The following is a 17,357-nucleotide window of genomic DNA, read 5'->3' on the forward strand; positions in this document are numbered from 1 at the left end:
GCCCCGTAGCAGGATTGAACACCTCAATGGCATCCACCCCCGAACCCGGCACCCACCGACCACCAATCAAACACACAGCCGTCAAATCCACATCAACCACAGTCACTTTCGATCCCTCACTACTCAACTAGCTCTCTGCCATGCCGCCGATTCGACGAACACGTATGAATGGTTCGGCCCCGAGATGCCGATGGGTGCTATGACGTCGGCGTCAGCGCTCGGTCGACACCGTAGGTAACACCGAGTTCGCCGCCCACATCGTGTGCCTTGAGGCGCGGAAGTACCTCGGAGGCGAGCAATTCGAAGTTTCGCGATGACACTTCCGGTGGCATGCCGCCGAAGGACGGTGCGATCAGGACCCCGCCCGCGTCCAGCCGATCGACATACTCGAGGATCCGGTCGACGACCTGATCCGGCGTTCCCCACACCTGGAGATCGGCGAGGAAGTCGCAGAAGCCGTCGACTCCGTGCTTCTCGATGTTGCGGCTCAGCCCGGCGTAGTACTCGTAGCCCTCGATCTTCGCGAAGCCGACGTTGTCGAATTCGTAGTGCTCGACGGTCGACTCGGCGTATCGCCGGAGGTAGACATCTCGCATCTGCCGGGCCTCGGCTTCTGTCTCTCCTACTCCGACGAAGACGCAGATGATCGGCTTTGCCGGCTCCTCGCCGTCGATCTCGAGGTATCGGGCACGGTAGTCGCGCATCTCGGCTTCGGCTTTGTCCCAGGGTTTCTGCGCGATGACCATCAGCCCGACCTGTAGACTTGCCATGAGGTCGATTGATTGCGGAGACACCGCTGATGCGAAGGTGCGACCGCGGAACGACGCATACGGCGCGGGGCGCAGGTCCATGGCCGGCTGTTTGTACAGTTCGCCGTCGGCCTCGATGACGCCGGACTCGAGACCGTTCAGGATCGCTTCGGCATACTCCGCGAAGAGCCTGCGGGACTTGCCCATCTCCACCCGGAAGCCGTCGAACTCCACCCGGCCGAGCCCTCGACCGATGCCGAGCATCGAGCGGCCGCCCGAGAGATGGTCGAGCAAGATGAAGTTCTCGGCAGTCCGAACCGGGTCCTGCCAGGGAAGAACCGACACCATTGTCCCCAGCTTGACCGTGGACGTCTTGGCCGCAAGCCACGAGAGGAACTGCGGGACATCGGGAGTCATTCCGTAGGCAGTGAAGTGATGTTCAGGCGTCCATACCGAATCAAATCCGGCGGACTCCGCCCGCAACGCGAGATCCAGCTCGTTGCGGTAGGTCTCTGCGTCGGAGACGTTTCCGTCGATGTTCTGAAATACGAGAGTGATGCCGGTGTGCATCTCTCCTCCTTCGTCGAGTAGTTCGATTGATTATACCGACCAGTCGGTACGTAGTGTGACGGCCGAAGCCTCCGGGCGCCAGAGGTAGATCACCTCGAATCAGGTTGATTCGCGGGACAGCGCCCGGAATCACCCCGCGGATCTGCCGCACAGCAGATCCGCGGCCTTCTCAGCGATCATCACGGTTGCGGCATTCGTGTTGCACGAGACGATGCTCGGCATGACCGACGCATCTGCGACGCGCAACCCGTCGACGCCGCGCACTCGAAGGTGCGGATCGACCACCGCCGTCGCATCAGTGCCCATGCGACAGGTTCCCGAAAGGTGAAAGAAGCTACTGACGCTGTCGTGTATCGCCTTCTCCAACTCCGGGCGGTCGAGACGAAGTAGTCGGGGTACGTTGGAAATACCACCCCATTCGTCGAATGCATTCGTCTGGACGAGCGTGTTCACCACCTCGATTCCGGCGATGAGCTGTTCGATGTCATACGCGTCGCTGAGGTATCTCGGATCGATCAGCAACGGCGATTCCGGGTCGGAAGACGCCAGGCGAATGCTCCCGCGGCTTCGCGGGCGCATGTGCCCGATCCCGAAGGTGAAACTGTTCTCGGCCGGCCGTTGCCAGGGCGTGTGGTAGTCCACCTGGATCTGAACGATTTGCAGCTCCGGCCGGGTCTGAGACGGGTTCGTCGTCGCGAACAGCGTCGACTCGGCGTAGTTGCCACTCGGTGGGGGCAGCTGTCGATCCGCTCGGATCCGGACTCCCGCCAGCAGGACATGGTCCTGCAGGTTCAGGCCGACCTCCGGCGAATAGATCACCGGTTGCACGCCGACCGACTCGAGGTCCCGGACCGGTCCGACACCCGAATGCAGCAGCAGCCGAACGGAATCGACTGCACCAGCGCACAAGACCACCTCGCCGGCCGCCGCTTTCCGGATCGGACCACCGTCCCAGGTGTATTCCACTCCATGACATCGACCGCCCACGATGACGAGGCGTCGACAGTTCGCCCCGGTGCGAACTGTCAGGTTCGTCCGGCCCAGCACCGGCCTGAGGTAGGCGCTCGCGGTGCTCTGTCGCCGATTCCCGCTGATCAGCAGCTCATGACACGCTGCCCCGAGTAATTCGCCACTGTTGAGGTCTGCCGCAATGGCGTGTTGCGCCTGCCGCGCGGCCTCGACGTGGGCGAGTGACAACGGGTGGGGCGAGTCGATCGGCCGCGGTGCCAGTGGTCCGCCCCGACCCCGGAATCGGGGGTCTCCGTCGGGAACGTCCTCGGAGCGCATGAAGTAGGGCAATACCGAATCGTAGTCCCAACCCTCAGCGCCCTCCGCGGCCCAGGAGTCGTAGTCGACTCGGTGTCCCCGCAGGTGCGCCATGACGTTGATCGAGCCCGAGCCGCCGAGGACCTTGCCGCGGGTCGCGGGGACCGCCCGCCCGAGAACCTTCTGTGGAATCGTCGAATAGTTCCAATCCAGCTCGCCGCCCGCCAAACTCGGCCATGCACCTGGGTTCTCGATGTCCGGTCGGCGCTCGGAGCCGCCGGCTTCCAGGAGCAGGACCCGGACCTCGGGATCCTCGGTGAGTCGCGCAGCAAGGACGCACCCGGCGGTTCCGCCGCCGACGACGATGTAGTCGTAGGTGTCCATGTCGCTCTACCGCCCGACCCCGACCGGCTGCGCCGCGCCCGCCGTCACGGTACTCGCGCTGGGTATTTCAACGAGTAGTTCTGCTGGCATGGTCTCATCCTCAATGTCGTACGGATAGAGGGGTTCTCATCGCTCGCGTGATCGGAGTGCGGATCTCGGCCATCTCTGGGAACAGCCGCCTGGAGTCACTGATTCAGGCTGGAGCGCATCCGGTGCGTGAGGTTTCTCGACAAACGGAGAAGCGCCTTTAGCCGGGAAGCGTGCCGCCGGCTACGGATAGACGAAGCTCGGATTCTCTTACATACTAACCGGGCGGTACGTAACGTTGTGAGATGACGCTACCGCACCACGCCTCTGGAGGTCAAGAGATCGCGACGATACCGCTGCGACCGCGGTTCACCCAGGCACCGCGAATCCGCTGCACCACGGTGGGCGCTAACGAGTGCGGCCTCCACGAAGGGATATTCGTGGAGGCCGGATGGTCGAAGAGTGCAGCTCAGGCGTCCGCTGGTCGCTCGATCAGTCCGTCGATAAGGATGTCTGCGTAGATGGTGCCGATTTCGCGGGGGGTGACCGAGCCCTTCAGGTCGAGCCAGACGTGTGTCCACGCCCCCATGCCGATGATCCCGAATGCCACAAGTCGTGCCGGGCCCTTCTTCCGGAACACACCCTCCTGCATGCCGCGCTCGATCACGTCGACGAAGATGCGCTCGAACTCGCCTCGCTTCTGCTCGATCTCGGCGAAGACATCAGAGGGCAGGAACTTCCGTTCCTGCATGAACACCGTGATCTCCGCCTTGTAGATCGACATCGGTTCGAGTAGCGCCTCGATGATCAGTCGTCGCAGGATCTGATCCGGACTCTGTTCCTTGTCCGCCATGACATTGCGCGCACGCCCGAGCTGATAGTTGATGAACTCGTCGTGCACGCGATAGAGCAGGTCTTCTTTGCTCTCGAAATGGTGATAGAAGGCGCCCTTGGTCAGCTCCGCCGCATCGACGATGCTCTGGACAGACGTTGCCGCGTATCCGTTCCGCTCGAACAGCTCGACCGCGTTCTCGAGCAGGGCACGCCGAGCCCCCTCGGGGTCGCGAACCCTGCGGCCGCCTGCCTTGCCACTCGAAACCTTCGGCCTCGCCACGAAACTTCCTCCCTGGCTGTTCATCCCACCATCCATCGCCGAGTACGCCGTCCACTTTGAACACGCTGCGTGGAGGCGGTAGCCGCAATGCTACGGCACGTCCGGTACACCCACGGCTCGTCGGCAGACCGATCAAGCATACATTCGTACCAGTCGGCATGCTGTCCGGTCGGCGAACTTAACGAGAGAATTCGGAGCCGGGGAGGTCCTGAAGGATCTGGACCGCCGTCATCGCGGTGGGCCAGCCGGAGTAGAACGCGAGGTGAGTGGCGACTTCCACGAGTTCTTCGACGGTGAGGCCGTTGTCGAGTGCCGTCCTCAGATGGAAGGGCAGCTGGTCGGTACGGTAGAGGGCGACCAAGGCAGCGACAGTGATGAGGCTTCGGTCTCGAGGTGTCAGTTCATGGCGTTTCCAGATGTCGCCGAACAAGGTGTCGTCGGTGAGTTCGGCCAGCTTCGGAGCGAACGAACCGAGGGCCCGTCGGGCAGGGCCGGGCAAATCGGACATGATTGCTCCTTCGGAATACTTGGGGCCGCGGCGACTCGGGTGTCCCGGTGTTCATTTACGCCGGCGCAGTGCGCAGTGTGTTCGTCAGCGAGGCACCTTCTCTGGACAGCCAGGTGCTGACCGTGTCCGTGAGGTGGTCGAGTTCGGAGTCCACGACGTAGAGACTCCGAGTGGGCACGACGGCACCCAGTTCGACCAGCAGCGGTCGGAGGTGGACCTCGCCGGCCATCGCATGGTGTGGGGCACCGCCCACCATGACAGGCACCGCGGTGACGCCGTCGAGTGAGACGGAGCCGAAACGGTCGAAGAACGCCTTGAGGAGGCCCGTATAGGTCGCCTTGTAGGTCGGCGAGACCACGATGAGGGTGTCGACTCCGCTGACGAGCTCCATGTCCCGTTGCACGGTCGCGGAGTCGGGGTCCAGAATGTCTCCGCCGTGGATCGCCAGATCGACCACAGGGCCGACCCTACCTCCGACCGCATCTGCAACTTGACGGCCCACCTCCGCTGCGACGGTTGCCGTGCGCGAACCCGGCCGCGGGTTTCCGACCAGAATCCCGATTGCGATTTCGCTGCGCACCATCGGCTCTCCGCGATCTCTCGCCAACGAGTATCCGCTCATACCTGCGATCCGACGGCCGTGAAGAATTCCCGGCGTGCATAGGCCAATGCATGGCAGTCCTCGCGCACTCCCCCGTCGACCACGGCACCGACCACGATCGTGTGATCGCCGGCCTCGACCATCTGCTCGACCCGGCACACTGCGAACGCCGCGGTGTTCTCCGCGAGCACCGGCCCGCCCAGTCCGCCCTCCGGGGCCGACCATGCATGTCCGTCGAACTTCGAGTCAGACTTGACCGCGAAGGCCAGCGCGACGCTCTCGTGGCCGTGGGCGATGTAGTTGACGGTGAAGGATCCCGACGAACGCACCGCCTGCAGGGTGTTCGACCCGTGGTCGAGGCACGCCAGGACGAGCGGGGGATCCAGGGAGACTGAGCACACCGCGGACATCGTCAGACCCTGGTGCCTTCCGTCGTCACCGGTGGCAGTGACGACTGTGGCGGGGCCCGGTGCGTACGCCATGATGTGCTTGAACTTGCCCAGGTCGATCATTGTTCTCTCCTAGCTGGATCGGGCTGACGTGGTGCGGCCGGCGGCGCGAATCGCGTCCTGGACACCGGGGTTGTACGCACTGGCTGCTTGTGCCCAGGACTCGAATCCCACCGTCACGTCGAAGGAGTTCTCGGCGGCGAGATTCACGGCTTGTTTCATGTCGCGAGCGAGCGACGGATGCAGATGGGCGATTGCTTCTGCGAGAGTGAGTGCTTCCTCGAGCGGGTCGTCGACGTAGACGTCTGCGAGTCCTTCTTTGTGTGCTTGCCTGCCGTCGAGCGTGCGGCCGAGGAGAGCCGTGCGCAGTGCGCCGCCCCGCCCCATCCTCTGCGTCAAAAAGAAGGTACATCCGCCTCCCGGATGTAGACCCAGCTTCGCGAAGGTGGCGCCGAATCTGGCGTTCGGTCCGGCGATGGTGATGTCGCATGCCAATGCGAGATTCAGTCCGGCACCGATGGCGTGTCCGTTGACCGCGGCAATCGTGGGGTATGGAAGCGCCCGCAGCCACAGGAAGCTCTCGTAGTACGACAGTTGACGGTCCCGCATGCTCGACGGGGTCGCGCCGTTCACGCCGAAGATCGCCATGAGATCCGCCCCGGCACAGAATGAGGTCCCGGATCCGGTCACCACCAGGCACCGCGATTCGGTGTCGGTGGATAGCTGGTCCGCCGCGTCGAGTAGCTGGACGCGCATGGCGGGGCCGATGGCGTTCCGCTTTTCCGGGTCGTCGAGCACGAGTAACCGGACGCCGCTGTCGTGGCGCTCGATGCGGATCTTGTCGAATTCTGTCATTTCCCAGTCCTTCTGCGAGGTTCCGGTCGACGCCCACGAACGTGGTCCGACCGTCGGCGTTCGTTACCGACTCAACGTGCGTCGGGACGTACCGCGACGGCTTCGATCTGAACACGCAGGTTCGAGGCGATACCGAGGACGAACGTCGACCGTGCCGGGTACGGTCCCTCGCCGAAGGCGTCCTTGTATGCATCGAGGAACTCGAATCGATATGCCTCGTCCTGCAGGTAGCAGGTGGTCTTGACGATGTCTCGCAGTGTGAGGCCTGCGTCCGCCAAGATCCTGGCGACGTTCTCGAGGCAGATCCGGGTCTCGTCGGCGATCGATTCCGCCTCCGTACGCCTCGCCATCGTCTCGGGGTCGATCGCCAGGCCAGCGGCGTAGACGAACACGTCGGTCGCGGTACCGGACGACAGGCCCTGCGGGCTGAAATTTCCCAGTTCTGCGGGATTCAAGTAGTCGATCATGTCTACCTCGTCTTTCGTTTGTACGGTCTGGTTGCGGTCATCACGCATTGCGTAAATCGACGGTCCGGGTCTCACCGAGTGCGCCGACGGAAAGCGCGGCCACGATGCACAGCGCGGAGATCATCACGGAAACCGCGATGCTGCCCGGGCCTCCGGGCGCGATGAAGGTTGCAGCGAGGAGCGGGCCGAGGCCGCCACCGATCATTCCGGCAAATTGGTAGCACAGGGATACGCCGGTGTAGCGGGACGCCGTCGGGAACAGCTCCGCGAGCAGTGCGGGTACCGGGCCGTTCGCAGCCGCGTTGAGCACGGTCATACTGATGACGTACGAGAGCAGTATCAGCGGGAAACTTCCCGACGTCACCAAGGGGAACATCGCGAAGGCGTGGATCGCCGTGAGCAGGGCTGCGGTGACGTAGACCGGTCGCCGGCCGTATCGGTCGGACAGCCACGCGAACAACGGTACGGTGAGGAGCATGCCCGCCGTGCCGATCATCATCGCGTTGAGCAAGGTCTGGCGCGGGATCCCGAAGTCCTTGTGTGCGTAAGTCACCAGCAGAGAAGTTGCCACGGCGTACGCCATGAACGGTCCGGCGTATACGCCGATTCCGAGCAGCACGCGACCCGGGCGGCCCCGAAGTAGCGCGAGCAGCGGCGCGCGGCGCGGCTCCTCTTCGGTGCGCTCCTCCCTCTTCTCGGCCAGCAGGACCGGGCTCTCGTGCACGCCGAGCCTGATGTACATGCCGATTCCGACGAGGACGACCGTCACGAGGAAGGGAAGACGCCAACCCCAGGACAGGAACTGCTCCTCGGAGAGCGAGCCGAGCGCTGCGAAGGCCGCGAAGGACAGTAGGAGTCCTGCCGAGGCGCCCATCTGGGTTGCGCTGCCGTAGAAACCGCGAGACTTCGTGTTCGCGTGTTCGACAGCCATCAAGACGGCGCCGCCCCATTCACCGCCCACTGCGATGCCCTGAACGAGACGGAGCGCCACGAGTAGGATCGGGGCGAGCACGCCGATCTTGTCGGGCGTCGGCAGCAATCCGATCGATACGGTTGCCACACCCATGATGCTCAGCGTCCAGATGAGCGAGGATTTCCTCCCGATCCGGTCGCCGAAGTGGCCGAAGATGATTCCTCCGAGCGGGCGGGCGAGGTACCCGACCGCGAGGGTGCCGAACGAGGCGATGAGCGCCACCGCGGGCGATGATCCCGCAAAGAACACCGGGGCAAAGACCAAGCTCGCGGCGGTCGCGTAGATGAGGAAGTCGTAGTATTCGATCGTGCTGCCGATCGCACTGGCGATATAGACGCGGCGCCGTTGGCGAACAGGATCGTCGTTGCGCCTTTCCGTAGTCGCCCTGGGGGAGGAAGTGCCGTCGAGAGTACTCATTGCGGTCTCCGGATTCGGGGTGGGGTGGATCGTTGGTGATCACATCAGCCCGCTGAGTGGGGGCTATTTCGTGAGGATGATGTCGAGCGGCCGGTTGTAGAGGATGTCTTCGACCACGTCGTGTGGGATCGGGAGTGGCATGTCGAGTTCCGAGATCGCCAAGAACTGATCGGCGGCCTCTTTCGGGCAGAATGACGGGAAGTCGGAGCCGAACACCAGACGGTCGGTGACATGGCCCTCGATGGCGAGTTGGAGCCCGTTGTACAGCTGCCAGGTCTTCACCGGGAGCGTCGACACGTCGGCGAAGACGTTGCGGTTCTTCATCATCAGTTCGACCGTCTCGTTCATCCACGGCTTCCCGAAGTGGGCGACAAGGATGTTCGTGTCCCGGAATTCGCGTGCGACCTTGTCGAGGAACATCGGGTACGCGTATTCGTTGCACCCGTCGGGCGCGAACACGCTCGCCTGGTGGAACATCAGGAAGATACCGAGATCAGCCGCAGCACGATAGACCTCGTAGGCCTCGTCGCAGTGCGGATGGAAACCTTGATACGGCGGCGAGAGTTTCACCCCGTGGAGGCCGTACTCGCGCACCGCGCGGCGAAGTTCGTCCGCCGCGCCGGGCTGCGTCGGGTCGACGCTGCCGACTCCGATCGCACGTCCGCGGTTCGCGTCGAGGTACTCGCCGACGTAGTCGTTCGGCACCTTCATTCCGATCCGTGCTACTTGCAGGCCGAGGACCAGGAACCGGTCGACACCGGACTCCGCCATCACTCGGGTGTGCTCGGCGAGGTCCGCGGGGCCGAAGCCTGGTCGGCCGACAAGTTCGGTTCCTCGGTCGGTCCATACCGGACCGAGGTGTTCGGGCAGGTAGATGTGCGTGTGCCAGTCGGCGAACGGGCGGTCGGGCATCGTGGCTACCCGTGGTTCCGTGGTCGGATCGCGACGGCGTCGATCTCGACGCGGCAATCGCCGGCGATGCCCACGACGAGCGTGGTGCGCGCCGGATACGGGCCGTCCCCGAAGACCTCGGTGTACGCGGTCCAGAACTCCTTGCGATACGCATCGTCGGCCAGATAACAAGTCGTCTTCACAACATCCCCGAGCGTGCAGCCGGCAGCCTCGAGGATCCCCCGAATTTCCCCGAGCGCGATCTTCGCCTCGTTCGCGATGGTGTCGGCCTCCGGCTTACGAGCGAGCGTCTCCAGATCCAGCGCCATGCCACCGCAGAACACATAGTCCTGGGTCGCCACACCCGGATTCATGCCGAACCGCGGGTAAGGAAGATCGCCTGGGTTGAGGTATTGCGTCATTGTTGTTCCTTCGGTGAGATGAGGGGTAGGTCAGTTCGCGGCGACAGCCGTGGAATCGAGGCTGCGGAGCGCGGGCATGCACTCCGCGGCGAACAGCTTCAGGGATCTGTCGACGTCCTCGTGCGCGATGCCCGGCACACCCATCTGCAGCAGCCAGTTCCCGATGCCGTGCGACTTCGACATCCGCGTCATCTTCTCGAGCACGGTGTCCGGCGAACCGATGAACAGGTGATCCCGATCGAACATCAGATCCCACGGAGCCATCTCCTTGTACTTGGGATCGTTCGGGTCCTCGTCCGCATCGAGAAACACCCCGATACCCCGAACCCGGCAGATGAACTCGAAGAACTCCACCACCGCCGGCTCCGCGATGCGACGCGCCTCCTCGTCCGTGTCCGCGACGTAGGCCATACGCAGTACCGCGACGTCCTCGCCGAGCGGCGGGGTGACACCGGTGACCGCGGCCCGCTCGTCGCGGTAGAGCCCGCAGAGGTTGTGGAGAACCTGCCCGGTGGGATACCAGGTGATCGGCTTCATACCGTTGCGCGCGGCGCGCCGGAATCCCTCCACGGTCTCGGTCACCGCGAACAGCGGCGGCATCGGCTGCTGGTACGGCTGCGGAGTGATCCCGAACGCGTGAAGCACGCCGTCTTCGCCGACCCAGCCTTCCGGATCGGGCGCACCGGGCGAGTGGATGAACTTCGTGCCCGGCTCCGGGAACGTGTACCGCGGACCCCGCCAACTGAACTGGCGATCGGTCCAGATCCCCTTCACGATCGCCAGGTTTTCGTCGAAGATCCCGTAACTGTCCCCGCTGCCGTTCCAGCGATTCGCCTCCGGATTGAGGTTCATCACCTCGATCGGCAGAATTCCCCGACCGAACGCCACATCGAGGCGACCGTCACTGAAATGGTCCAAGATCGCGAGATCCTCCGCCACCCTCAACGGATGCCACAGAGTCAGCGACACCGCCGCCATCCCGAACCGGATCCGGCTCGTCCGCGCGGCCAGGTCCGTCGCCAGCATGATCGGATTCGGACTCGCATCCGTACCATCCACATCGAAGTGATGCTCCCCCAACCAAATACGGTCATACCCGAGCCCATCCGCCATCACAGCATGCCGCCGCGTCGCCTCCAGCACCTCATGCCAGGACAACTCACCCGAACGATTCGTCAACGCATACAGCAAATCCAGTTTCATTTCACTCCAAGTCTCTGCGGCCGACCGCCGCTTCCCGACGAGATCGACCGTCGTTCCTTCAACCAGTTTCGAGGGCTGACGTCACACCGCGCCCTTCCGCGACGACCATCACACGAGGATCCCCGCGGGCCAGCCCCGGTGCCAGCGGGAAACTACCTATCCACTACCTGTGCACTACGTGTTTGCCATGGCCGCCTTCAGCCATGACTGCGACCTCCGCAGCACGGCAATACCTGTCCCGTGACATATTCCGCCTGGTCAGATCCCAACCAGGCGACGGCCTCGGCGATATCAATGGGCCTGCCCGGGCGTTTTAGCGGAATGCGCGAGATGATGCGGTCACGCACCCTCGCGGGCACCGCGTCCGTCATGTCGGTGGCGATGAAGCCCGGTGCCACGGCGTTGACGCGCAGGCGAGGCGCGTGGACCAATGCCAGTGACCGGGTCAGACCGACAACGCCACCCTTGGAGATGGCGTAGTTGAACTGGCCGACGTTGCCGAGGTATGCGCGTGAGCTGATATTGACCACCGCGCCACCATCGACGATCTCGTCGGCCAGTTCGGACGTCAACTCGAAGGTCGCGCCCAGGTTGATTCGATTGACGAGTCGGAAATCCGATTCGGTCATGTCACCGATCAGAGCGTCGCGCGTGATACCGGCGTTGTTTACCAGCAAGGCCGGCTGCCCCTCCTCGGACCGTATTGCGCAACGAATCTGCGCACGGCCCTCCGGATCGGCGATGTCGGCTTTCACCGGCGTGGCATCGATCGATGCTGCGCTGTCCACGACCCTCGGATCCACGTCTACCAGGACGAGGCGATACCCGTCCTTCGTCAGACGCCGGGCAATTTCGAAGCCGATACCCCGGGCCGCGCCCGTGACCACTGCAATCTTCATGGCAGAGCTGCTCCTAAGTGTTCCTCGCCGAGTACGAAGGGTTGACCGTTGGCCCCGCGAGTGGCCACGAGGAGATCCACCGCATCGGCAACCGACTTCGGTTCCACGCCGTCGGCCACGGCGACGACCGTCGAGTAGCCTTTGTGCCTTCGGCGCTCGAGCGCGAGTGCGCGTGCGCCGCTGAGCAGGCCGGCTGCGACAGCCGCGTCGAGCGGTTCGGTACGTCCCAGCAGTGCGGACGAGCGCACGACGTAGACCACTGCACCACCAGCAGCAGCTGTCTCGCGGGTCATTTCGAACGCGTGGGCCAGTTCGTTCTCGGTCTCCGCCCATTCGCAAAGACCGGTCCGTGCGACGAATACGAGACCGTCGCCGGGGTCTTCTCCCGCGGGGCCAGCGCCGGTCAACACCTCCGCGAGTTGCGGATCGTCCGCGCGGATCCTCATACCTTCGCCTCCCGCTTCACCAATGCCACCATCTCTCCTTCTTGTACGACGACGTCGTGCTGATTGAGAACCTGCACGTGCTGGACCATGACGCCACGGTCGGGCTTCGACGTGGGAGTCAGCTCCACGATCTCGTTGGCCGCGCGAATCGTGTCGCCGATGAGAACCGGACGAACGAATCGCCAGCGCCGAATCTCCGCGAACGCCACCAGGGTGTCGTCGAAGATTCCCAGCCGGCCCCGAAGGCCTGTCACGATCGACAGAACAAGCGCTCCGTGAGCGATCCGTTCACCGAACTGACTCTCGCGCATGGTCTGCGCATCGGTGTGCAGCGTATGAAAATCACCGGACACACCGGCGAAGTTGACCACGTCCGCCTCCGTCACAGTGCGACGCGGAGTCTCGAACGTCATTCCGATTTCCACGTCGTCGAACCACAGTCCGGCCATGGGACACCTTTCAAGAATTTGTTGCGGAACTCCAACTCGAAGCAGTTTGCCGAGCGGCTGCCGATCACCGAAACTTAGTACCGCCCGGTCGGTACGTCAAGCAACCAAACCTGGGCTCGACTGCAGATCTCGGTTTCAGCGCTGAATTTGCTACCAGCATTGCGTATTTCGCTCACTTTTGTCATAGTGCGTAAATCAAGTCATGCGACGGTCAACGTCGATCAACATTCCAACCGGTTTGCAGAACCACACGCCGGCACCGAGGATTCACCGTCGACGCAAAACCCGAGACCCGACTCAGCCACAATCGAAGGGATTCTCTTATGAGAGATCCGCGACTGGTTCCGCCCATAGCGTCGGACCCACACGAAATGGACGACTTGCGCGCCGAAGTCCGGCAATTCGTCGACGACCAGTTCGCCGACGGGCGCATCACTCCGCGGATCGACAGCTGGCTCACCGGCTGGAACGAGGACTTCTCGCGCGCACTCGCCGACCGCGGATGGGTCGGCATGACGATCCCGATCGAGTACGGTGGCCGCGGTCGCAGCCACCTCGAACGTTTCGTCGTCACCGAGGAACTGCTCGCCGCAGGCGCACCGGTCGCCGCGCACTGGATCGCCGACCGCCAGATCGCACCGTCGCTTCTCGCGTACGGCACCGAGTTTCAGAAACGGAAGTATCTACCGGAGATCGCCCGGGGCGACTGCTACTTCGCCATCGGCATGAGTGAACCCGACTCCGGATCCGACCTCGCCAGCGTCCGCACCAAGGCCACCCGCGTCGACGACGGGTGGGTCCTCAGCGGCACCAAGGTCTGGACGTCCGGCGCCCACCACGCCCATGCCTTCATCTGCCTCGCCCGCACGATTCCCCTCGATCCGGCGCATCGACACGACGGACTGAGCCAGTTCATCGTCGACCTGCGGTCGCCCCGTGTCGACATCCGGCCGATCATCTCGATGCACGGCGGGCACCACTTCAACGAAGTCATCCTCGACGACGTCTTCGTCGCCGACGACATGGTCTTCGGCACCCTCGGCAACGGCTGGCAACAGGTCACCTCGGAACTGAGCTTCGAACGCAGCGGCCCCGAACGCTTCCTGTCCACATTCCCCCTCCTCGCCGACACCGCCGAACAGATGCGGACCGGGGCAGTACCCCGACACCCCGACCTGGGCCGCTACCTAGCCCGAACAATGGGCCTGCACCAGATGTCTACCGCGGTCGCCGGAGCCCTCGGACGCCACGAACCCGCCGACGTCGCCGCGGCTGTCGTGAAAGTTCTCGGAACCACCGCCGAAGGCGACATCGCCGATTTCGCCGATGTCGTCACCGGTGACACCGGTCCAACCCACACCCAGTACCGGGCAATGATCGACGACGCCGCCGCCCAACGTCCTGGATTCACCCTTCGCGGCGGCACCAACGAAGTTCTGCGCGGCGTGATCGCGCGGGGAATGGGGATGCGCTGATGACAACACCGACCACCGTCGACCCGGATCTCGTCGACATGATGTCCGCGGTCTTCGCCGCCCACCGCGAACAGAACGAACCTGACACCGGCATCGCAACCTGGGACACCTCGCTGTGGGCGCATCTCACCGATCTGGGCCTGACCCGCCTCACCGGACCGGAGAAGTCCGGCGGCAGCGGCGCCGGATGGCTCGAAGCCGCGGAACTGCTCCGCGCTGCCGCAGCGAACGGCATCCGAACCCCTCTGGCCGAACACGACCTGCTCGCCGGCTGGCTACTCGATATGGCCGGACTTCCCGTCGACGACGCCCGCCGCACCGTCTGCGTGCTCGATCACACCGGAACTGCCCACGGGGTGCCCTGGGCTGCCCAATCCGACAGCATTGTCACGGTCTGGCGCAACACGGACACATACGTCGTTGCCGATATCGAGACGAGCATGCTCACCGTCACGCCGGGGGCCAACCTTGCCGGCGAACCCCGGGACACCGTCACCATCGACAGCACCTCCCTGATCGGCACCCCGGTAGCGGGTGGGGTCGTCGACCAGCTACGCCTGCGCGGCGCACTGATCCGGGCCGTGCAGACATGCGCCGCCCTCGATCGCATCCTCGATCTGTCGATCACTCACGCCACCGAACGCATCCAGTTCGGGCGGCCCCTCGCGAAGTTTCAATCCGTTCAGAACCTCGTCGCCGACATCGCCGCCGAAGCCGCACTCGCCCGGGCCGCCACCGAAGCCGCTCTGATCGAAGCCGTCCACACCGATTGGGCCGCGACAAACCTCGACGTCCTTGTCGCTGCTGCCCGCTCCTGCGTAGGTCACGCGGTGTCCACCGTCGTCCGTAATGCCCACCAGGTGCACGGGGCGATCGGCACCACTCGCGAGCATCGCCTGCACGAGTTCACCCAACCTGCCCTCGCGTGGCGCTCCGAATTCGGCTCCCTCCACCACTGGAACAACATGCTCACCACCACAGCGATCACGGCAGGTCGCCAGAACCTGTGGTCCCTCGTGACCGCATGATCACTGGCGCCGTTGACCGACAGATTACGGAGGGTGCTATGACACACGCTATTACGCAGGGCATTACGGCAGTATTCCGCGTTCTCGCACACACTCGCGTGCCCGCGCGGGAGTTCGAGTTCTGGGCTGAGATGACGAGTCCGACAACCTCACCTGAGCCCAGTAGACCGGGCCACGCCCCTGACAGTATCGACATGCGAGACGGTGGCGGATACACAAGGGGAGACGCGCCATGAGTGACGGTCAGGATATTCCCCGCGAAGCGCGCGAGCTCATCACCCTCGCTCGGACGTGGATTCCCTACGGCGGCGTGCCAGCAGAACTGGTCTTCCAGACCTTCGGAATCACCGAGCACCAGTTCGTCGACAGGCTATGGGCAGCAGTCCAGGATGCGCGCTGCGACCCACACCTCGTCCGTGCGCTTTCTTCCGTCTATCCGCGCCGTCAGTGGGGAGCACCCACAACGCGAGGTAGCTCACCGGCCTGAGCAGCAGACAATCCCCTGCTCAGAAATTCTGGCGCCTCGATGGCGATGGGTCGGCGGATCCCTTGTCAGGCCTGCTCGATCATCTCGCCGCCTTGGTGACAGGCCTCGATTGCGGTGACCTTCAGTAGGTGATTGCGAGCGCTCTACCCGTGACGTCCCAGCAGCGTTCGATCAGTTGGGAATGTGCCGCATCGCTGCTGCTCTCGACCGAACTCCTGCCTTCCGCCGAATGCCCTCGCATCGTTTAAAGCGGCAGCTTGCTGCGCAAATGCCCCCGTTCCCCACGTCCTCACCTCGCGGGGGGCGACGATCAGCGTCTTCGATCTGAAGAGCGGCCACGCCGAACCTGAACACACGGAGACGGCACCACCATCGGAATTCTCCTCGCCTCCGACCGGGACGACATCGTCGTCGAATACGCCCTCCGCGGTCTCGACTCGCCGCTCGCCGTCAGCACCTACACCACACACCGAGCCCTCCTCGACGACGTGCGCCCGGCGCCGCCCACCGCGGCAGACCTTGCCGCCGCGATCCTGGACACCACCAGCACACCCCGGGACTCTGAACGGCCTCGGACCGAGACAGTGCCTCACCAGACGTATAGAGGGACGATGCCTCCCACCGGGCGAACCGACCGCGCAGGGTGAACGGGTGCTCAGCATTCGCCGACGCCGGCACGGTCTGTCCGGTGTGACGCGTTTGAACCAGTCGTTCGTGTCCCTCGTTGTAACTAACGAGCGGACCGCTATCGACCCCAGCCCAAACGAGGGAGCTACCTGACATGCAATCCGACGAACATGACCGCGAGCAAGGCCTGCGGATCGACCAGATAGCACTTCCGCGCCGTACCGTTATCGCCGGTATCGGCATTGCAGCAACCGTCTTGGCCGCTGGCAGCGCACTGTTCAGCAGAACTCGCGCGTCGTCTGCGCCCGGCACCAGCGCGGGCCCATTTGTGAAGCCCGCGAGTGCAACCGTGCCAATCGGCAACGTTCCCGTCGGTGGCGGCGCGGTGCTCGGCGATGTTGTCGTCACACAGCCCAGCGGCGGTGACTTCCGCGGGTTCTCGTCGACATGCACGCACCTGGGGTGCACCGTTTCCGACGTCACCGGCGGCACCATCAATTGCCCGTGCCACGGCAGCAGGTTCAATCTCGACGGATCTGTGCACACCGGTCCGGCGTCGGTTCCGCTCGCCCCACGAAGCGTCTCCGTTCAGGGTGACTCGGTCGTGATCGGCTGAGGTGTGTGACAGCTCCGGGCCTGCGGCCCGTGGACCACGCACCTCGCTTCACCCACCGCCCAGCTCGCCGGCCGCACAACCACCGCCACCCCCGGTCATCCGCGGCCCCCGTCTCGACTCCGGGACTCCGCACGGGCGCAGCCATGCCGGAACGCTCGCGGCGTTCAGTCGAGACCGCCCAGCTCGCGGCAGATCACCCGTCGGTGTGCGGATCGGCGCCCAGCATCTGATGACAGGTGGCCCACGATCAAGCGGTGGACTCGGCGGCCGCCAATCAGAACCCGTGGCCCAAGCTGTGTCGCGCAGAGATTTCCGACACTGGCCACCCCGCGCGAACCACCCACGCAGCGAAAATCGCGTCTCGAGGCCACGGACCGTCCGCCTGATCGACCTGGAATTACTCGCACCACCTCCGCTGGAATCAGGACGGTAGT

The 17,357-nt window shown here is 64.1% G+C and carries 20 protein-coding genes; 5 read left to right on the forward strand and 15 right to left on the reverse strand.

The features are described from left to right. Positions 1-197: 197 nt before the first annotated feature. The 15 genes from ACFTWF_RS14025 to ACFTWF_RS14095 form a co-directional block, all read right to left on the reverse strand. Positions 198-1,319: an LLM class flavin-dependent oxidoreductase gene (locus tag ACFTWF_RS14025; RefSeq protein WP_378461815.1), complete on the reverse strand. Its 1,122-nt coding sequence runs from the start codon at positions 1,317-1,319 to the stop codon at positions 198-200. A gap of 129 nt (positions 1,320-1,448) precedes the next feature. Beyond that, complete coding sequence (locus tag ACFTWF_RS14030) at positions 1,449-2,969, reverse strand: GMC family oxidoreductase (protein WP_378461816.1); 1,521 nt, start codon at positions 2,967-2,969, stop codon at positions 1,449-1,451. Between the two features lie 496 nt (positions 2,970-3,465). Beyond that, positions 3,466-4,134 carry a TetR family transcriptional regulator gene (locus ACFTWF_RS14035; protein WP_378461817.1) on the reverse strand — a complete coding sequence of 223 codons (669 nt, stop codon included), beginning with the start codon at positions 4,132-4,134 and terminating at the stop codon, positions 3,466-3,468. 154 nt (positions 4,135-4,288) lie between these two features. Then, positions 4,289-4,618: a carboxymuconolactone decarboxylase family protein gene (locus ACFTWF_RS14040; protein ID WP_378461818.1), complete on the reverse strand. Its 330-nt coding sequence runs from the start codon at positions 4,616-4,618 to the stop codon at positions 4,289-4,291. 55 nt (positions 4,619-4,673) lie between these two features. Next, entirely contained in the window at positions 4,674-5,201 is a 528-nt protein-coding gene (locus ACFTWF_RS14045; RefSeq protein WP_378461819.1) for an NADPH-dependent FMN reductase, read from the reverse strand. A 35-nt stretch (positions 5,202-5,236) separates the two neighbouring features. After that, a complete protein-coding gene (locus ACFTWF_RS14050) occupies positions 5,237-5,731 on the reverse strand; it encodes a flavin reductase family protein (RefSeq protein ID WP_378461820.1) in 495 nt (164 codons plus the stop codon). Between the two features lie 9 nt (positions 5,732-5,740). Continuing rightward, entirely contained in the window at positions 5,741-6,523 is a 783-nt protein-coding gene (locus tag ACFTWF_RS14055; protein ID WP_378461821.1) for an enoyl-CoA hydratase-related protein, read from the reverse strand. Positions 6,524-6,594: 71 nt separating this feature from the next. After that, positions 6,595-6,990, reverse strand: a complete 396-nt coding sequence (locus ACFTWF_RS14060) for a RidA family protein (RefSeq protein ID WP_378461822.1) — start codon at positions 6,988-6,990, stop codon at positions 6,595-6,597. 40 nt (positions 6,991-7,030) lie between these two features. Next, positions 7,031-8,380, reverse strand: coding sequence for an MFS transporter (locus tag ACFTWF_RS14065; RefSeq protein ID WP_378461823.1), 1,350 nt, complete (start codon positions 8,378-8,380; stop codon positions 7,031-7,033). Positions 8,381-8,443: 63 nt separating this feature from the next. After that, the gene (locus ACFTWF_RS14070; RefSeq protein ID WP_378461824.1) at positions 8,444-9,292 is read right to left on the reverse strand and encodes an amidohydrolase family protein; all 849 of its coding nucleotides are present in this window, start codon (positions 9,290-9,292) and stop codon (positions 8,444-8,446) included. 5 nt (positions 9,293-9,297) lie between these two features. Then, on the reverse strand, positions 9,298-9,693 hold the full coding sequence (locus ACFTWF_RS14075; protein ID WP_378461825.1) for a RidA family protein: 396 nt from the start codon (positions 9,691-9,693) through the stop codon (positions 9,298-9,300). Positions 9,694-9,723: 30 nt separating this feature from the next. Next, positions 9,724-10,896 (reverse strand): LLM class flavin-dependent oxidoreductase, encoded by a 1,173-nt coding sequence (locus tag ACFTWF_RS14080; RefSeq protein ID WP_378461826.1) that lies wholly within the window; start codon positions 10,894-10,896, stop codon positions 9,724-9,726. 197 nt (positions 10,897-11,093) lie between these two features. Then, complete coding sequence (locus tag ACFTWF_RS14085) at positions 11,094-11,795, reverse strand: SDR family oxidoreductase (protein ID WP_378461827.1); 702 nt, start codon at positions 11,793-11,795, stop codon at positions 11,094-11,096. Beyond that, positions 11,792-12,241 carry a hypothetical protein gene (locus ACFTWF_RS14090; protein WP_378461828.1) on the reverse strand — a complete coding sequence of 150 codons (450 nt, stop codon included), beginning with the start codon at positions 12,239-12,241 and terminating at the stop codon, positions 11,792-11,794. Before ACFTWF_RS14090 ends, ACFTWF_RS14085 begins: the two co-directional genes overlap by 4 nt. After that, positions 12,238-12,690, reverse strand: coding sequence for a MaoC/PaaZ C-terminal domain-containing protein (locus tag ACFTWF_RS14095; protein WP_378461829.1), 453 nt, complete (start codon positions 12,688-12,690; stop codon positions 12,238-12,240). The genes ACFTWF_RS14090 and ACFTWF_RS14095 overlap by 4 nt, the downstream gene beginning before the upstream one ends. Before the next feature lie 323 nt (positions 12,691-13,013). Between ACFTWF_RS14095 and ACFTWF_RS14100 the strand changes: the two genes are divergently transcribed. From ACFTWF_RS14100 to ACFTWF_RS14120, 5 genes are all read left to right on the forward strand, one after another. Beyond that, positions 13,014-14,165: an acyl-CoA dehydrogenase family protein gene (locus tag ACFTWF_RS14100; protein WP_378461830.1), complete on the forward strand. Its 1,152-nt coding sequence runs from the start codon at positions 13,014-13,016 to the stop codon at positions 14,163-14,165. Further along, the gene (locus tag ACFTWF_RS14105) at positions 14,165-15,193 is read left to right on the forward strand and encodes an acyl-CoA dehydrogenase family protein (RefSeq protein WP_378461831.1); all 1,029 of its coding nucleotides are present in this window, start codon (positions 14,165-14,167) and stop codon (positions 15,191-15,193) included. Before ACFTWF_RS14100 ends, ACFTWF_RS14105 begins: the two co-directional genes overlap by 1 nt. A 232-nt stretch (positions 15,194-15,425) precedes the next feature. Further along, a complete protein-coding gene (locus ACFTWF_RS14110) occupies positions 15,426-15,680 on the forward strand; it encodes a hypothetical protein (protein WP_378461832.1) in 255 nt (84 codons plus the stop codon). Between the two features lie 404 nt (positions 15,681-16,084). Beyond that, on the forward strand, positions 16,085-16,327 hold the full coding sequence (locus ACFTWF_RS14115; protein ID WP_378462095.1) for a hypothetical protein: 243 nt from the start codon (positions 16,085-16,087) through the stop codon (positions 16,325-16,327). Positions 16,328-16,656: 329 nt separating this feature from the next. Further along, positions 16,657-16,923 carry a ubiquinol-cytochrome c reductase iron-sulfur subunit gene (locus tag ACFTWF_RS14120; protein WP_378461833.1) on the forward strand — a complete coding sequence of 89 codons (267 nt, stop codon included), beginning with the start codon at positions 16,657-16,659 and terminating at the stop codon, positions 16,921-16,923. Positions 16,924-17,357 lie beyond the last annotated feature (434 nt).

The organism is Rhodococcus sp. NPDC056960 (genome assembly GCF_042674125.1).
Lineage (GTDB): Bacteria > Actinomycetota > Actinomycetes > Mycobacteriales > Mycobacteriaceae > Rhodococcus_F.

What these genes read in the sequence shown, in the direction of transcription:
- ACFTWF_RS14025 (WP_378461815.1), bottom strand. Translation starts at nt 1,319, where the DNA reads ATGCACACCGGCATCACTCTCGTATTTCAGAACATCGACGGAAACGTC.
- ACFTWF_RS14030 (WP_378461816.1), bottom strand. Translation starts at nt 2,969, where the DNA reads ATGGACACCTACGACTACATCGTCGTCGGCGGCGGAACCGCCGGGTGC.
- ACFTWF_RS14035 (WP_378461817.1), bottom strand. Translation starts at nt 4,134, where the DNA reads ATGAACAGCCAGGGAGGAAGTTTCGTGGCGAGGCCGAAGGTTTCGAGT.
- ACFTWF_RS14040 (WP_378461818.1), bottom strand. Translation starts at nt 4,618, where the DNA reads ATGTCCGATTTGCCCGGCCCTGCCCGACGGGCCCTCGGTTCGTTCGCT.
- ACFTWF_RS14045 (WP_378461819.1), bottom strand. Translation starts at nt 5,201, where the DNA reads ATGGTGCGCAGCGAAATCGCAATCGGGATTCTGGTCGGAAACCCGCGG.
- ACFTWF_RS14050 (WP_378461820.1), bottom strand. Translation starts at nt 5,731, where the DNA reads ATGATCGACCTGGGCAAGTTCAAGCACATCATGGCGTACGCACCGGGC.
- ACFTWF_RS14055 (WP_378461821.1), bottom strand. Translation starts at nt 6,523, where the DNA reads ATGACAGAATTCGACAAGATCCGCATCGAGCGCCACGACAGCGGCGTC.
- ACFTWF_RS14060 (WP_378461822.1), bottom strand. Translation starts at nt 6,990, where the DNA reads ATGATCGACTACTTGAATCCCGCAGAACTGGGAAATTTCAGCCCGCAG.
- ACFTWF_RS14065 (WP_378461823.1), bottom strand. Translation starts at nt 8,380, where the DNA reads ATGAGTACTCTCGACGGCACTTCCTCCCCCAGGGCGACTACGGAAAGG.
- ACFTWF_RS14070 (WP_378461824.1), bottom strand. Translation starts at nt 9,292, where the DNA reads ATGCCCGACCGCCCGTTCGCCGACTGGCACACGCACATCTACCTGCCC.
- ACFTWF_RS14075 (WP_378461825.1), bottom strand. Translation starts at nt 9,693, where the DNA reads ATGACGCAATACCTCAACCCAGGCGATCTTCCTTACCCGCGGTTCGGC.
- ACFTWF_RS14080 (WP_378461826.1), bottom strand. Translation starts at nt 10,896, where the DNA reads ATGAAACTGGATTTGCTGTATGCGTTGACGAATCGTTCGGGTGAGTTG.
- ACFTWF_RS14085 (WP_378461827.1), bottom strand. Translation starts at nt 11,795, where the DNA reads ATGAAGATTGCAGTGGTCACGGGCGCGGCCCGGGGTATCGGCTTCGAA.
- ACFTWF_RS14090 (WP_378461828.1), bottom strand. Translation starts at nt 12,241, where the DNA reads ATGAGGATCCGCGCGGACGATCCGCAACTCGCGGAGGTGTTGACCGGC.
- ACFTWF_RS14095 (WP_378461829.1), bottom strand. Translation starts at nt 12,690, where the DNA reads ATGGCCGGACTGTGGTTCGACGACGTGGAAATCGGAATGACGTTCGAG.
- ACFTWF_RS14100 (WP_378461830.1), top strand. Translation starts at nt 13,014, where the DNA reads ATGAGAGATCCGCGACTGGTTCCGCCCATAGCGTCGGACCCACACGAA.
- ACFTWF_RS14105 (WP_378461831.1), top strand. Translation starts at nt 14,165, where the DNA reads ATGACAACACCGACCACCGTCGACCCGGATCTCGTCGACATGATGTCC.
- ACFTWF_RS14110 (WP_378461832.1), top strand. Translation starts at nt 15,426, where the DNA reads ATGAGTGACGGTCAGGATATTCCCCGCGAAGCGCGCGAGCTCATCACC.